Source organism: Mycobacterium asiaticum, assembly GCF_001673315.1.
GTDB classification, from domain to species: domain Bacteria; phylum Actinomycetota; class Actinomycetes; order Mycobacteriales; family Mycobacteriaceae; genus Mycobacterium; species Mycobacterium asiaticum_B.
Window position 1 is genome coordinate 66178 of sequence record NZ_LZLQ01000100.1, and the last position, 14862, is coordinate 81039.

At 65.1% G+C, this 14862-nt stretch carries 17 protein-coding genes; 7 read left to right on the plus strand and 10 right to left on the minus strand.

The genetic code is table 11. From position 1 onward, the window contains the following. The first annotated feature begins 2 nt into the window (after nt 1-2). Entirely contained in the window at nt 3-1049 is a 1047-nt protein-coding gene (locus A5636_RS16170; RefSeq protein ID WP_065159656.1) for a zinc-binding dehydrogenase, read from the plus strand. Here the strand turns inward: A5636_RS16170 and A5636_RS16175 are convergent. Both A5636_RS16175 and A5636_RS16180 read right to left on the minus strand, forming a co-directional pair. Beyond that, a complete protein-coding gene (locus tag A5636_RS16175) occupies nt 1046-1930 on the minus strand; it encodes an alpha/beta fold hydrolase (RefSeq protein WP_065159657.1) in 885 nt (294 codons plus the stop codon). The two genes, A5636_RS16170 and A5636_RS16175, sit on opposite strands and share 4 nt — an antisense overlap. A 17-nt stretch (nt 1931-1947) precedes the next feature. Further along, nucleotides 1948-3174, minus strand: a complete 1227-nt coding sequence (locus A5636_RS16180) for a sulfotransferase family protein (RefSeq protein ID WP_065159658.1) — start codon at nt 3172-3174, stop codon at nt 1948-1950. A gap of 28 nt (nt 3175-3202) precedes the next feature. On the opposite strand from A5636_RS16180, the gene A5636_RS16185 reads away from it, so the two are divergent. Together A5636_RS16185 and A5636_RS16190 are read left to right on the plus strand one after the other, a co-directional pair. Beyond that, nucleotides 3203-3778 (plus strand): TetR/AcrR family transcriptional regulator, encoded by a 576-nt coding sequence (locus A5636_RS16185; RefSeq protein ID WP_065159659.1) that lies wholly within the window; start codon nt 3203-3205, stop codon nt 3776-3778. Next, nucleotides 3775-4884, plus strand: a complete 1110-nt coding sequence (locus A5636_RS16190) for a DUF1214 domain-containing protein (RefSeq protein ID WP_065159660.1) — start codon at nt 3775-3777, stop codon at nt 4882-4884. The genes A5636_RS16185 and A5636_RS16190 overlap by 4 nt, the downstream gene beginning before the upstream one ends. On the opposite strand, the gene A5636_RS16195 is transcribed toward A5636_RS16190, so the two are convergent. The 4 genes from A5636_RS16195 to A5636_RS16210 form a co-directional block, all read right to left on the minus strand. Next, nucleotides 4881-5927, minus strand: a complete 1047-nt coding sequence (locus A5636_RS16195; protein ID WP_065159661.1) for an LLM class flavin-dependent oxidoreductase — start codon at nt 5925-5927, stop codon at nt 4881-4883. The two genes, A5636_RS16190 and A5636_RS16195, sit on opposite strands and share 4 nt — an antisense overlap. Next, complete coding sequence (locus A5636_RS16200; protein ID WP_065159697.1) at nt 5927-6442, minus strand: SRPBCC family protein; 516 nt, start codon at nt 6440-6442, stop codon at nt 5927-5929. Before A5636_RS16200 ends, A5636_RS16195 begins: the two co-directional genes overlap by 1 nt. Before the next feature lie 131 nt (nt 6443-6573). Next, nucleotides 6574-7680, minus strand: a complete 1107-nt coding sequence (locus A5636_RS16205; protein WP_065159662.1) for a fatty acid desaturase family protein — start codon at nt 7678-7680, stop codon at nt 6574-6576. A 27-nt stretch (nt 7681-7707) separates the two neighbouring features. Beyond that, nucleotides 7708-8793, minus strand: a complete 1086-nt coding sequence (locus tag A5636_RS16210; RefSeq protein WP_065159663.1) for a flavin reductase family protein — start codon at nt 8791-8793, stop codon at nt 7708-7710. Nucleotides 8794-8862: 69 nt separating this feature from the next. On the opposite strand from A5636_RS16210, the gene A5636_RS16215 reads away from it, so the two are divergent. Further along, a complete protein-coding gene (locus tag A5636_RS16215) occupies nt 8863-9561 on the plus strand; it encodes a TetR family transcriptional regulator (protein WP_065159664.1) in 699 nt (232 codons plus the stop codon). Here the strand turns inward: A5636_RS16215 and A5636_RS16220 are convergent, their stop codons facing one another. From A5636_RS16220 to A5636_RS16230, 3 genes are read right to left on the minus strand one after another with little or no spacing between them, the layout of a single operon-like run. Then, a complete protein-coding gene (locus A5636_RS16220) occupies nt 9562-9918 on the minus strand; it encodes a hypothetical protein (RefSeq protein WP_065159665.1) in 357 nt (118 codons plus the stop codon). Between the two features lie 39 nt (nt 9919-9957). Further along, nucleotides 9958-10719 (minus strand): SDR family NAD(P)-dependent oxidoreductase, encoded by a 762-nt coding sequence (locus A5636_RS16225; protein ID WP_065159698.1) that lies wholly within the window; start codon nt 10717-10719, stop codon nt 9958-9960. Further along, nucleotides 10716-11321, minus strand: coding sequence for a GNAT family N-acetyltransferase (locus tag A5636_RS16230; protein ID WP_065159666.1), 606 nt, complete (start codon nt 11319-11321; stop codon nt 10716-10718). Before A5636_RS16230 ends, A5636_RS16225 begins: the two co-directional genes overlap by 4 nt. 329 nt (nt 11322-11650) lie before the next feature. Between A5636_RS16230 and A5636_RS16235 the strand changes: the two genes are divergently transcribed. Together A5636_RS16235 and A5636_RS16240 are read left to right on the plus strand one after the other, a co-directional pair. Continuing rightward, nucleotides 11651-12355 carry a GAF and ANTAR domain-containing protein gene (locus tag A5636_RS16235; protein WP_065159667.1) on the plus strand — a complete coding sequence of 235 codons (705 nt, stop codon included), beginning with the start codon at nt 11651-11653 and terminating at the stop codon, nt 12353-12355. Between the two features lie 115 nt (nt 12356-12470). Then, the gene (locus A5636_RS16240; RefSeq protein ID WP_065159668.1) at nt 12471-13766 is read left to right on the plus strand and encodes an acyl-CoA dehydrogenase family protein; all 1296 of its coding nucleotides are present in this window, start codon (nt 12471-12473) and stop codon (nt 13764-13766) included. 83 nt (nt 13767-13849) lie between these two features. Here the strand turns inward: A5636_RS16240 and A5636_RS16245 are convergent, their stop codons facing one another. Then, nucleotides 13850-14305, minus strand: coding sequence for a MaoC family dehydratase (locus A5636_RS16245; RefSeq protein WP_065159699.1), 456 nt, complete (start codon nt 14303-14305; stop codon nt 13850-13852). A 34-nt stretch (nt 14306-14339) separates the two neighbouring features. On the opposite strand from A5636_RS16245, the gene A5636_RS16250 reads away from it, so the two are divergent. Further along, entirely contained in the window at nt 14340-14846 is a 507-nt protein-coding gene (locus tag A5636_RS16250) for a metallophosphoesterase family protein (protein ID WP_065159669.1), read from the plus strand. The last annotated feature ends 16 nt before the right edge of the window (nt 14847-14862 follow it).

A 14862-nucleotide genomic window follows, 5' to 3' on the forward strand; every position in this document is an offset into this window, starting at 1 on the left:
TCATGGCCCCGACGATGCTGGCCGAACGCTTCTACGCCGACACCAAACGGGTTGTGCTGGAAGATGTCCCGATCCCCGAGCCGGGTCCCGGTGAAGTCCTGGTCAAAGTCGCCTTCTGCGGGATCTGCCATTCCGATCTGAGCCTGATCAACGGCACCTTCCCGGCCATGACGCCAGTAGTGACCCAGGGCCACGAAGCCTCAGGCACCATCGCCCGCCTCGGCCCCGACGTTACCGGCTGGGCCGAGGGCGACCGGGTCGTGGTGGCCGCCGGTCGCCCCTGCCTGCACTGCCCGAACTGCCGCCGCGGGGACGTGGTGAACTGCCTGCGAATCCAGCTGATGGCCTTTGCCTACGACGGCGCATGGGCCGAATACACCGTCGCGCAGGCCGCCGGCCTGACCCGCGTACCCGACAACGTTCCCCTCGAGCAGGCCGCGATTCTGGCCGACGCGGTCTCGACGCCGTTCGGTGCCGTGGTGCGCACCGGCAAGGTGACGGTCGGGGAAACGGTCGGGGTGTGGGGCGTGGGTGGCGTCGGCACCCACATAGTCCAACTCGCCCGCCTCGTCGGCGCGGTGCCGGTGATCGCGCTCGACATCAATCCCGCAGTGCTGGAGCGTGCGCTGGAGATCGGCGCGGACTACGCGTTCGACAGCCGCGACGCGCGCTTGCAGGACAAGATCGCCGAAGTCACCGGTGGCCGGAAGCTGGACGTGGCGTTCGACGCCGTCGGCCTGAAAACCACCTTCGAGCAGGCGCTGGATTCCCTGACGTCAGGTGGCCGGCTGGTGGGAGTCGGGATGAGCGCGGAGGCACCGACGGTGGGCCCGACCGCGATGTTCGGCTTGAGCCGCAAGCAGGCACTGGGCCACCTGGGCTATCAGAACGTCGACATCGAAACCCTGGCTAAGCTGGTTTCGGCTGGGCGCCTTGATCTTTCGCGGTCGATCAGCGAGATCATCGCACTGGAGGACATCCACGACGGCATCGCAAAACTGGACCGCCAGGAGGGCAACCCGATCCGGATCCTGGTCCGGCCCGGTTAGAGGCGCAAGAAGGCGCGGAGGCGGTCCAGCACCAGATCGGGTCGTTGGCTGACAATCCAGTGCCCGACGCCGGGCACCAACTCAACCTCGAAATCGGCGATGCGTTCGGCATATCCGTCGGTCAAGTCTGGAGTGATCACGGGGTCTTCGGTGCCGGTGAGCCAACGCACCGGCACCTCGACGCGCGCGTCCTCGTACTCGCCGCGCACCCAGCTCAGCATCTCTCCGGTCTGAAAGGACCGGTACCACCGCGAACCGGCCTCCGCATGACCGGGCTGGCGCATCCGGTCGATGTAGAGCCGGATGTCTTCGTCAGGCAGGTTGAAGCCGCCCCCGACCCAGGCCCCCAGGCGGCGCGCGAAGCGGGCCTTTGGGTCAGTGAGCAGACGAGGGCCGATGAGCGGCAACGAGATCGGGATCTGATACCACAGCCGCCAGAAGTTGCGAATTGCGCCGAGGTCGCGTTTCACCCACGGTGCCACAGTGTTCATTCCGAAGAACCCAGTGACTTTGTCGGGATGCCGCAGCATCAGGATGAAGGCCACCGGCCCGCCCCAGTCGTGCGCGGCCAGTCGCACCTGGGCCACGCCCAGCTTGTCCAGCACCGCGGCGAGGTCGTCGGCCATCTCGGCCTTCGTATATCGCGACCGCGGCGCCGAACTCCAGCCGGCCCCACGCAGGTCGGGACACAGCACCCGGTAGCCGTCGGCGGCCAGTGGCCCGATCAGTTTGTGCCACTCCCACCAGTTCTCCGGAAAACCGTGCACCAGCATCACCGCCGGACCGTCGGCCGGCCCCGCGTCGGCGACGTGGATCGTGACGCCGCCGCCCACATCGACAAACCGGTGTTCGACGCCTTCGAGCGTTGGCATAGTGGTCATGTGTTGAGAACGTAGTCCTAGCGCAGGAAGCGCTCGACATAGGGCGCGAAGCGCGCGCGCAGGTCTGCTTCGTCCAACCCGAACATTTCGAAGGACGCTTCGACGCTGCCCAGCCGACCGCGGCGGTGGCCGGCCAGGTAGTCGGCCACCGCAACTCGGGCTTCCTCGGTGAACGACGCACCCGCCAAGGCGTAGATCCGTTCGGCGACGCCGAGTTCGTCGGCCATGAAGTCGTCGAAGCGAACGTCGATCGAGCGATCCGGACCGATGGTGTCGCGATCGCGAACCAGTGCGTTGAGCATCTGCTCGAGGCGGTCGATCCAGTAGCGGGCAGTCTGCTCGACGGGCACCACCGATCGGTGCATACGCGCGGAATAGGTGATCATCGCGACCATCGACAGCGCAACCGGCACCGGGTCGCGGTGGGTGAAAACAACGATGCTGTCGGGGAATACCCGATCCAGCACCGGTACCTGCTCGAGATGCTGAGGCGACTTGAGCAGCCAGCGTTCTCCGCCGCGGAGAAACTGCATGGCTTTCAGTTGCGTCGCGAGGTACTCGTAGTGCGGAGTCTGATCATGGCTCTGGTAGTAGTCGCGCCAACGGGGCACATGAGCGAGCGTCTCGAACAGCATGGTGGAGAAATCGTTGGCCAGCAGCTGGATTTCTTCGTGGACGTGATCGGTGGTCATCTCGTGCATGAGCACGAAATGTGGCATCACCAGATTGATCACACTCACCGCGACGTCCATCCGGGTGCGCCGCGGATCGGGCTGCAGCCCCGCCTCGGCCGGCAACGGGAAGGGCTCGTTACTTTCCCAGTACGGCATGGTGCGGAAGGTGGCCGGTGTCGCCAGCAGATTGTGCAGATGGGTGGTGCCGGTGCGGGGCAGCCCCGCGATGACCACCGGCGAACTCAGTTCGATGTCGTGGATCTCGGGGTGGCGAGCCAGTAGGTCGGCCAGCAGCAGGCGATTCTTGAGCAACTGCAGCAGTTGCCCGTGAAAATTGACCACGCCCGCCCCGTGCATGTCGATTTCGCACAGCGCCGCCAGGTAGACATCGAGTCGTTCCCGGTAGTCGGCGGGACCGAAATCCGTCAGGCCGGTGTCGGCAGTTGCCTTGGCGTGCAACGCATCCGCATCCAACGGGCAGTCCGGGGCCATCGCGGCCATCATGTCCAGGATCGGCTGGGCCTGCGAGCTGAACCGCGGCAGGGCGAGGTCCTCGAGACGTACGGTCACGGCGACTTATGTTACTCTCAGTTTCGTAATGGTTGTAGACTTTGGCCGTCCCCGCGATCCGCGCATCGACGCCGCAGTGCTGGACGCCACCGTCGAGTTGCTTGCCGAGAAGGGGTACGCCGGGCTCTCGGTCGCTGCCATCGCAGAGCGGGCCGGCACGTCCAAGCCGGCGATCTACCGGCGCTGGCCCGGCAAGGCACACCTCGTTCACGAGGCGGTGTTCCCCATCGGGGCCGCCACGGCGATTCCTGATTCGGGCTCACTGCACCATGACCTACGTGAAATGGTCTGCCGCACAAGGGCAGTGCTGACCACACCGGCGGCCAGGGCCGCGCTGCCCGGGTTGATCGGGGAGATGGCCGCCGATCCCAGTCTGCATTCGGCACTGTTGCAACGTTTCGCCGGCTTGATCGGCGGCACCCTCGTCGCATGGCTCGACGCTGCCACCGCCCGGGGTGAGATCCGTGCCGACGTCACCGCTGCCGAACTGGCCGACGCCGTCGCCGGAGTCGTACTGCTGGGCCTGCTCACCAGGCCGAACGATCTCGACGACGCTTGGATCGACCGCACCACCACGTTGCTCCTGAAAGGAATCAGCGCATGACGCACGAATCGACCACCGCGTGGCGTGAGTTACTGGCCGCGCTGGGCGATCTGGACCGCTCCTTTCTCGAGGGCGAGCGGGCGGTCACCGACGAACGGCACGTCGCCGACGGCTACCGGATGCTTGCCGCAACCCTCGGCGTCGCGTTGGACAGCTACCTGTTCACCGAACCCGGTCGCCCGCAGTTCGTCGCAGTGAACACACCTTTTCGTCGCGATCGTCGCTGGGGCGGCGACAACACCGACGCGTACTACTACATGTGTCCGGTCGAGGAGAGCCGCCGCTACCGCATCAGCGGCAATAGGGGTGACAGCGTGTACTTTTCGGTCACCGCCTACAACGAGCCCTCGCCCGGAGCGTGGTCGGATCGGGTGGTGGCGATAATTCGCGACACCGATCTCGACATCGACGCCGACGGCAACTTCTCCTTCGAATTCCCGCCGACCCCCGACGCTGCCGCCTTGATCACGAGGGACTACCAGGCCGATCCCGTTACCGGTCGCCCCGTCGTCTGGAACATCGAGGCGCTAGACGATCCGGACCCGATCGAACACGGCGACGCCGAAACGGCGGACCGGTTGCGGGCGGCCGCCACCTGGTTGCGCACCATGTTCGCGATTGTCCCACTGCCCGTGGGAAATAGAGCCGACACGCATTCGCTGGGCCACGAAATCGCGCACACCGCAAACCAATTCGCGGAACCCTATCAGGTACCCGATGCCAACTTCGGCTGGTCGGCGCGCGACGCCTGCTATGCGTACGGCAGTTTCGTGCTCGATGACGACGAGGCACTCCTCATCACGCACCGGCCGCCGGCGTGCCGGTTCTGGAACATGGTGGTGTGGAACCAGTTCATGGCCACCTACGGAGCTGCGGAAGGACCGGACGCACGTTGCTCCGTCAACGGTCACAGCGCCGTGCCCAACGCTGACGGGTCAGTGACGATCGTGTTGTCCCGCGGCAAAACTGCACACCCGAATTCCCTTACCACACTGGGATATCCGCGCGGCAACCTCGCGTTTCGATGGTTCCTCGCCGACGCGGTGCCGGCCCGCCCGGAAGTGCAACTGGTCCAAGTATCCGACGCGCCGACCGCGGTGCATTAGAGCTGGCGAACCAGCTCGATCGCGCGGCCTAGCGTCGAGAGCCTGGCATCGAGCGTCTCACCCGCGGGATAGAGCCGTACCGTGTCCACGCCCGCGTCGCGCCATACCGCCAGGCGCGCCCGGACCATCTCCTCGGTGCCGATCAGGGTGGTGGCCAGCACCATGTCGTCGGTAACCAGCGCGGCCGCCCCGGTACGGTCCCCGGCATGCCACCGTTCCCGCACCGCCGCGGCAGCATCGCTCCAGCCCTGCCGGCTGTAGGCCTGGTTGTAATAGTTCGTGCTGGCCGAACCCATACCGCCGAGGCTGAACGCCAGCTCCGACTTGCGGGCGGCAAGCATGTCACGCAAGGTGTCTTCGTCGTCGGCAAAGGCAACTTCGGCGCCCTGACAGATGTCGATGTCGGAGCGGTTGCGCCCGGCGGCGGCCAGTCCCTCGTCCAGATGGGCGAAGTAGGCCGTCTCGGCGCCCTCGGGAACGAAACTGGTGCCCAGCCACCCGTCAGCGAGCTGCCCGGTCAACCGCAGCATGGCCGGCGACAGGGTGGCCAGATAGAGCGGAATCCGGTGTTCGGGCCGTGTCGACAATCGCATCGGCACTGCCTCGCCGCCGGGCCGGGGAATGTGAATCTGCTTGCCGGAGTAGGAGATTTTGCCACCGGCGAATGCCTGACGGATGACCTCGACAGTCTCGCGTACCCGGACGAGCGGCTTGGCGAACGGCACGCCGTGCAAGCCTTCGATCACCTGAGGACCCGAGGCGCCCAGACCGAGCAGGAACCGGCCACCCGAGAGGTTGGACAGGGTGATCGCGGTTTGGGCGACGAGGACCGCCGAGCGGATACCGACTTGGATCACGCCGGAACCGAGCAGCATCCGATCGGTGCGGGCCGCGAGGTGACCCAGCACCGACGGAGCGTCGGCGCCCCACGCTTCGGCCACCCAGCACACGTCCAGGCCCATTCGCTCCGACTCGACGACGAAGTCGATGGTCTCTCGTGCGGCGTGGCCTGCGGACAGTTCGACGGTCGTCGCGGTCCGCATCACCGCACCCCGTGCTCGGCCAGCCTCTTGATCGCCGCCAACGTCTTGTCGATGGCGGCTTCGAATTCCCGTAGCCGCACGAACACGATCTTCTGCTCCTTGTCGGGCATCGCGTCGATGGCGGTCGACAACCCGGATCGGCCCGGACCTAGCTGCGTCCAGAACGACAGCGCGGTGCCGCCGTCCCTGGGTGCCAGGCGGAACCGCCAGATTGCCGCCGGATGGTCGGGTTCTCCCACCGCCCAGGCGAATTCGCGGGGCTGGTCACAGGAAATGATCTGTGACGTGGTGCTCCACCGTCCGAATGCGTCGTGCTCGTTGTGCCCCACGAACCGGGATCCGAGTTGCGGGCCGGTGGCACCGTCCAGCCACTCGACCGCCAGCAACTCGTTGCTGAGGCTCGGCATCAGCTCGATGTCGGAAACCAGATCCCAAACACGATGTTGATCGGCATCAATCCACGTCGCGGCCTCTACCGTTGGCGTGTCCGAATAACGTGCGCCGGTCCACTGCACCCAGCCATTGTCCACCAAAAATGACGCCGAGTCTGCGTCCAGGGTGACCCGATGTCACCCGATGTCACCCGATGTCTAAGTGACACACCCTGAATGCAGTCTCGGCGCCATCGGCGCAGGCTCATTGCGCGTTACGCGGCCACCAACTCCAATTCCGCGGGCGCGGTGGCTTTGCGCCGCAACGGCCAGCTGTCAGGAACGGCGAGCCGCACGATCTTGCGAACCACGGTGCCGAACTGCTTGAGCAGTGGACCCTTGTTGTAAGGAATGCCGTAGCGCTCGCAGATCTCCTGCACTTCGGGCGCAATCTTGGGGTACCGGCGGGCCGGCATGTCCGGGAACAGGTGATGCTCGATCTGGTGCGACAGGTTGCCGGACAACACATGGAAGAGATCGCCGCCGGTCAGGTTCGCCGAACCGAGCACCTGGCGGAAATACCACTGACCGCGAGTCTCGTCCTTGGTCTCCTCGATGGTGAATTCCTGGGTGCCGTCCGGGAAGTGGCCGCAGAAAATGATCATGTACGACCACACATTGCGCATCAGGTTAGCGGTGAGATTGCCGGTGAAGACGAACGGTGCGAACGGCCCAGCCAGCAACGGGAACGCGACGTAGTCCTTGAGTGACTGCCGACGCGTCTTCTTCCAGATCTCCTTCAAAGTGTCGCGCTTGTCGCGCAGGCTGATCTCACCGGAGGCTATGCGCTCGGTTTCCATCTCGTGCAGCGCGACGCCGTACTGGAACAGCACCATGAGCAGGAAGGCCCAGGCCGGGTTGCCCAGGAAGTACGGCTTCCACTTCTGGTCTTCACTCATCCGCAGGATGCCGTAGCCGATGTCGCGGTCCATCCCCACGATGTTGGTGTGGGTGTGGTGCATGTAGTTGTGCGAGTGCCGCCACTGGTCGGCTGGGCAGGCGGTGTCCCATTCGAAATCGCGGCCGGAGATCGTCGGGTCCCGCATCCAGTCGTACTGGCCGTGCATGACGTTGTGGCCGATCTCCATGTTGTCCATGATCTTGGCGATACCCAGCATGCCGGTGCCCAACAGCCAGGCCGGCGGCAGGAACAGCAGCGCGCGGCCACCGACTTCCAGCGCTCGCTGTGTCTTGATCATGCGACGGATGTACTCGGCGTCCTCCTCGCCCAGGTCTGCCATCTCGCGTTCCTTGATGGCGTCGAGTTCGCGGCCGAAGGCGTCGGCCTGGTCTTTGGTCAGGGTGATCTTTTTCTGGGCCATTATTTTTCTCCCTACGTTTTGGGGTTGTTAGAGAGCAATCTCGACGTCGCCGACGGGCACGGTGACGCAAATCTGCACGTTCTCGTCCGGTGCGGTGGACACGGCACCGGTCACCAGGTTGCGCACGGTGCCGGAAGTCTTCCGTCGCGTGCAGGTGTGGCAGATGCCCATCCGGCACCCGTTCTCCGGCTTCAACCCGGCCGCTTCGGCCTGTTCCAGCAGCGGGCGCCCGTCGTCGACAACGTCGACCCTGCTGTCGGCGAAGCTCACCCGCCCGCCAGTGGGATTGGCCGGCGCTTCGATCACGGGCGGCACGAAACTTTCGGTGAACACGTTTTCACAGTGCTGCCGGACGGCCTCGACCAAAGGGGTTGGCCCGCAGACGAAAACCGCGTCCGGGGATTCCATCGCGGCCGCCAGGTGGTCTGCCCCGAAGCGGCCCTGCAGGTCGCCGTCACCGGATCGGGTGTAGCCGTGCAGTACCCGTACCCCGCGCATTCCGGCCAGCTCCTCGCGATAGCACGCCTCTTCTTGGGTGCGCGCGTAGTGCACGAACGCGATCTCGCCCCGGCGGAATCGCACGTGCTGCTCGGCGACCAGGGTGCGCAGCATCGCCATGACCGGCGTGATGCCACTGCCTCCGCCCACGAACAGGATCCGCTTGGGCCGGTGAACCGGCAGCACGAAGTCGCCACCGACGCCGTCCAGGCCGACCACCATGCCGCGACGAGCGCGCTCGTACAGGTAGGTCGAGACCAGGCCGCCGTCGTGGACGCCGACGGTCAGCTCGAGTTGCGTGCTGCCTTCGACGTTGGCCGGCGAGTAGCACCGGGAGTACTTACGGCCGTCGATCTCGACCGTGACGTTGACGAACTGCCCGGCCTTGACGGTGTGACCTTCAGTGAACGCCGCGTTCGGGGCCAGCGTCAGGGTGACGCTGCGGGGGGTGGTGCGGCGAACGTCGACCACCTTGGCGCGCGCCTCACCCGCTGTCCAGGTCGGCGTCACAAGCTCGGTGTACCGGTCGACGCCGTGCGGCCCGGTGAGCAGATCGATAAGGTCGGAACTCAGGACCCGCTTCGCGATCGTCCGAGTGAAAGTTTGAGTGAACATGTGTACACCGTTGCATCGTTATGCGCAGGTGGTCAAGGGTTTCGACGGCTCTGTGTTACGGTTCACATAGTGAACAGTCGTACTCCTAGCTCACATGCGCGACGATCGGCCCAGGACAGGGCCCGTGATTCGCGTAGTTCTAACGGCCGGGAGAGCCCGTCGCGGGAGGAACGCAAGGAAGCGACGAGGCGCGCAATCATCGCCGCCGCACTCAAGGCGCTCAACGACCGCAGCTTCAGCGGGCTGAGCCTGCGTGAGGTGACGCGCGAGGCCGGGATCGTGCCCGCGGCTTTCTACCGGCACTTCGAGTCAATGGAGGCGCTCGGCCTAGTGCTGATCGATGAGTCATTCCGCAGCCTGCGCGATACATTGCGCGGAGCCCGCGCTGGCAAGCTGGACCCGAACCGGGTGATCGAATCATCGGTGGAAATTCTGATCGGCAGCGTGGCCGAGCAGCGGGAGCACTGGCGTTTCATCTCCCGCGAACGGTCGACCGGCGTTTCGGTGCTGCGTTATGCGATTCGCACCGAGATTCGACTGCTCACTTCCGAGTTGGCCACCGACCTCGCGCGTTTCCCGCGGCTCAACGAGTGGAGCACCGAGGACCTCAACGTGCTGGCGAGCCTATTCGTCAACGCCATGATCGTCATCGCCGAAGCCATCGAGGACGCCCAGAGCGCCGAAGGACTGCAGGATATTCACCGGATCGCGGTCAAGCAGCTGCGCATGATCGCTATCGGCGTCGCCGGGTGGAAAAGCAGTCCCTGATTACTCGTCGACCACTTGAAAGAGGGAGTCGCCGTCTTCGGGTGCACCGTCGATCTGGCCCCGATGGGCGCGCCCGACACCGTCGTCGGGGACCCCGGTGGTGGCGGACCCCTCGGTGACGTCCGGCTCCTCGGCGGCAAGTCGCGCGTCGAGCGGTTCCCCCTCACGTTCTTCGCGCGCCGTCATGCCGAATTTGTCGGCCCCGCTCCAGCCCTCGGGCGGATCGACGACGACGTCGCCGTCGTCATTGAGAAGTTCGTCGGAGTCGGTCGACTCTTCCGCGTTCAAGGTATCGCCCGGTCCACCTTCCTCCGGGACGTCCGCGCCATCGACAGAACCTGCATCATCGGTAGCCATGCGCCACGGTTGCCCGCAAGGTCTGAGGGCTAAACCCGCTCAGACCGACAGCGGATAGCCGCCGCTGACCTTCAGGGTCTCGCCGGTGATGAAGGACGCCTCGTCCGAGCACAGATACAACATGGCCGCCACGACGTCGTCCATGGTGCAGATCCGGTGCACCAGCTGCAGTTCCTCGACGTACCCGTCGATCAGGGACCGCGGCACGTCGGCAAGTGCGCTTTGGGTGTTGGTCAGCCCCGGCGCGAGCGCGTTGACGCGAATCAGATCGGGCGACAACTCGGCGGCGAAGGCAACGGTCAAGCCCCGCACCGCCAGCTTGGACACCCCGTACGGGGTCCCGCTGAGGAAACCCGCGGTCGAGGACATGTTGATCACCACCCCGCCGCCGCGGTCACGCATCGAATCACGGCACGCCAGAGTGCAATTGACCACACCCATGATGTTTACGTCGAACATTGCACGCAGGTCGTCGCGGGACAGCACGCCGAACGGCTGGTTGTACTTCATCAGATGACGGCCGGCGTTGTTGATGAGAAGGTCTATGCCGCCGAGCTTTTCGACGACGGTGTCGACGGCTCGGTCCACCTGGCGCTCGTCCGCGACATCGCACGGCACCGCGATCGCCCGTGCACCGGTCGCGGTCAATTCCGCCACGGTTCGCTGTGCGCCGTCCATATCGATCTCAGCAATCGCCACATCGGCCCCCTCGGCGGCCAGGGCCCGGGCGAATGCTTGCCCGAGACCCACGGCTCCGCCGGTGATTAACGCGATTTTGTTCGCGAATCGCGGTGCGGTCATCGCGGGTCCCGCCACATCGGCCACAGCGTCGGCCCGCCGCCGGGGACCACGATCTCACCGGTGACCCGGAAGCCGAAACGCTCGTAGTAGGGCACGTTTTCGGGTTTGCTGGATTCGAGGTAGGCCGGGCAGTATTCCGCGTCGCAACGGTCCAGCCGAGACCGCATCAGCACCTGCCCGAAGCCACGGCCGCGCACCGCGGGATCGCTGCCTATCACCGCGAGATACCAATGCGGCTCCTCGGGATGATTGCGTTTCATCAACTCCTGAAGCTCCCGCCCCTTCGCCGCCTGGAATCCGAAAACCCGCAGGAAGGTCGGGGTTTGCGCCAACTGGGCGCGGCGCGATTCCTGCCATCGATTCGGCGGATCCCACAAGGCGGCCGCACCGATCTCAGGACCGTCGCACGCCACTTCCACGCCGCCGGCGCCCAGGTGATGGTGGCGCGTCATGGTCGCGAACAACCGCGCCAGATGCGCCCGTCGCGCATCGGCGTCGGGCAGTAACCACAGCGCGACCGGATCGTCGAAGAACGCCCGGCCCAAGGTGCGTCCCAACTCGCGGACATCGGCTCGCTGGGCGGCGCGGGTATGTGGGGTCATCTTGCTCAGGCTAGTAGGTGGTCCGGCACAGGTCCCACCACATCGGCACCTCCGGCGCACCGCGATCTTCACCAGTCACGGTGCAGCCAAAGTTGCGTGGTACGAGACATATTCGGTTTGGCTGCTTCGCGGTAGGCACACAGGACGGGGTCTCGCGACTATCCAGCCCGAACCCGTGTCTGCTCAGGCCCGGTTTTGATCCGATAGCGGGAACACATTCGCGCAAATGCGCTCACTAGCAACGGTTTTCGCACCCTTGGTGACAGCCGGCCGATGTCGGTTAGGATGGGCGTCGGCACGTTGGGGCGGATAGCCGAAGGGGACGAGCCGTGCGACGGGACATCGGGCTACTCCACAACCGAATCGCGGGATTGGCGCGTGAGCTGCACGACAGACCGGGCGCGGACAGCCAGGACGTCATTGACCGCTTGGTATTCGCAGCGACACAGACGATTCCCGGTGCGCAGTACAGCGGCCTTACTGTCATCTCCCGGCACGGCGAGGTGCAGACGCAGGCGAGCACCCACCGTTGGCCGGTATATCTCGACGAGATTCAACAGCGCTACGGCGAAGGGCCGTGCTTGAGCGCCGCGTCGGAACACCACACGGTGCGGGTCGACAACCTCGCGACCGAGAAACGTTGGCCGAAGTATCAGCAAACCGCGCTCGAGGAGACCCCGATTCGCTCGATTCTCTCGTTCGAGTTGTTCACCAGCAACCACACATTGGGCGCGCTGAACATTTACGCAGAGGCACCTCGGGCATTCGACCGCGAGGCCGGTGAAATCGGCGTCGTCTTCGCGACTCACGCGGCGCTGGCCTGGGACAGCGTCCGCCGGGAGCACAACTTTCGCAGCGCCCTGGCCAGCCGAGATCTCATCGGCCAGGCGAAGGGCATACTGATGCAGCGATTCGACGTCGATGCCGTCCAGGCCTTCGATCTTCTGAAACGGCTCTCCCAAGAATCCAATACGCCCCTGGTCGAAATCGCGCGTGCGGTCATCGAATTCCGCAAAGACCTCGCCGAGAGCTGAGAAGTCGAACCGGCCGTCGAGCGGCTGCGCAGGAACGCGTTGGCCGAGACGCATACGATGGTGTCGCTCCTTCAACGATGCCGGTGCCGCGGTGCACCGGGGAACGGTGCCGACGATGTGGGACTTCGAAACAGACCCGGAATACCAGGCCAAACTGGACTGGGTGGAGAAATTCATGGTCGAGGAACTCGAGCCCCTCGACCTGGTTGCCCTTGACCCGTACGACAAGCAGAACTCCGAGATGATGGCGGTCCTGCGGCCGCTGCAGCAGCAGGTCAAGGACCAGGGACTATGGGCAGCCCACCTCCGCCCGGAGCTGGGCGGTCAGGGCTTCGGGCAGGTCAAGCTCGCGCTGCTGAACGAAATCCTGGGGCGGTCACGCTGGGCGCCCTCGGTGTTCGGCTGCCAGGCACCGGACTCGGGGAACGCCGAGATCCTGGCCCTATTCGGCACCGATCAACAGAAGGCTCGTTATCTGCAGCCGTTGCTCGACGGCGAGATCACGTCCTGCTATTCGATGACCGAACCGCAGGGTGGTTCCGACCCCGGGCTGTTCGTGACGGCCGCGACACGCGACGGTGACGACTGGATCATCAACGGCGAGAAGTGGTTCTCCACCAACGCCAAACACGCTTCTTTCTTCATCGTGATGGCTGTGACCAATCCCGAAGGCCGCACCTACGAGAAGATGTCGCTGTTCATCGTTCCGGCCGAGACGCCGGGAATCGAGATCGTGCGCAATGTCGGTGTGGGCGCCGAATCGTCCAAGCGCGCCACGCACGGCTACGTCCGGTACCAGGATGTCCGGGTGCCGGCCGATCACGTGCTCGGCGGCGAGGGTCAGGCGTTCATGATCGCCCAGACCCGGCTGGGCGGCGGCCGAATTCATCACGCAATGCGCACGATTGCGTTGGCCCGCAGGGCATTCGACATGATGTGTGAGCGCGCTGTGTCGCGTCAGACCCGGCACGGCCGGCTGGCTGATTTCCAGATGACGCAGGAGAAGATCGCGGACAGCTGGATTCAGATCGAGCAGTTCCGACTGTTGGTGCTGCGCACCGCGTGGTTGATAGACAAGCATCACGACTACCAGAAGGTCCGCCGTGATATCGCCGCGGTGAAAGTGGCGATGCCCCAGGTGCTGCATGACGTGGCCCAACGCGCCCTGCATCTGCACGGTGCCCTTGGCGTCTCCGACGAAATGCCGTTCGTGAAGATGCTGGTGGCCGCTGAGTCACTCGGTATCGCCGATGGTGCCACGGAGTTGCACAAGATGACGGTGGCGCGCCGGACTCTGCGCGAATATCAGCCGGTGACAACGCCTTTCCCATCCCAACACATACCGACGCGAAAGGCCGAGGCCGAGGCGCGGTTGGCCGCACGCCTGGAACACTCGATCGCCGAGTTCTGAGCCCGCGCACGTTCCCTGACGAGCAGACGCAGAATCGCACTGGTCGGGCCGCCGGCGTGCGATTCTGCGTCTGCTCGCGCGGCTTAGGTGATGTAGCGCACGATGCTCTCGGCCACGCACGCAGGCTTGGCCGACCCGTCGATCTCGACGGTCGTCGACACCACCGCTTGAACGGCGCCGTTACCGACGTCGTCGACACTGACCAGCGAACTCGTCGCACGCACCCGGGAACCCACCGGCACCGGAGCCGGGAACCGAACCTTGTTGAGGCCGTAGTTGATTGCCAGCTTTATGCCCTTGACCGTGTACATGTCGTGCTGCAAACGGGGCAACAGCGACAACGTCATGAATCCATGGGCGATCGTGGTGCCGAACGGACCCTTGGCGGCCCGTTCCGGATCGACGTGGATCCACTGGTGGTCACCCGTCGCATCGGCGAACAGATTGACCTCTTCCTGACTGATCGTCACCCAGTCGCTCTGTCCGATCGTTTCGCCGGTGGCTGCCGTGAGGTCGGCGACTGACTCGAAGGTGCGCATGGTTTCTCCTGTGCTGGGGGTATGCATAGAACTTATGCGGCTCCTTCTGATCGCCGACACGCACGTCCCGAAACGAGCGCGCGACCTCCCCGCTCAGGTCTGGGACGAGGTTGCGGCGGCCGACGTCGTCATTCATGCCGGCGACTGGGTGACAGTCGAGTTGCTCGACGCGCTCGAAGCCCGGGCTGCGCGTCTGATCGCCTGCTGGGGCAACAACGACGGCGACGGCCTGCGGTCCCGCCTGCCCGAGCGCGCTGACGCAGACCTGGCCGGGCGTCGATTCACGGTGGTGCATGAGACGGGTGCCGCGTCCGGCCGTGAAGCACGGATGTCGCGGCTCTACCCCGACACCGATGTGCTGGTGTTCGGCCACAGCCATATCCCCTGGGACACCACGACGCAGACCGGCCTGCGGCTGCTCAACCCCGGTTCGCCGACGGACCGCCGGCGGCAGCCTTACTGCACCTACATGGTCGTCACGCTCGAGCAAGATACCCCCGCAGCGATGGACGTGAGGCTGCATCGCATCGAACGCTTATAGATAGCTTCGCTAAAGA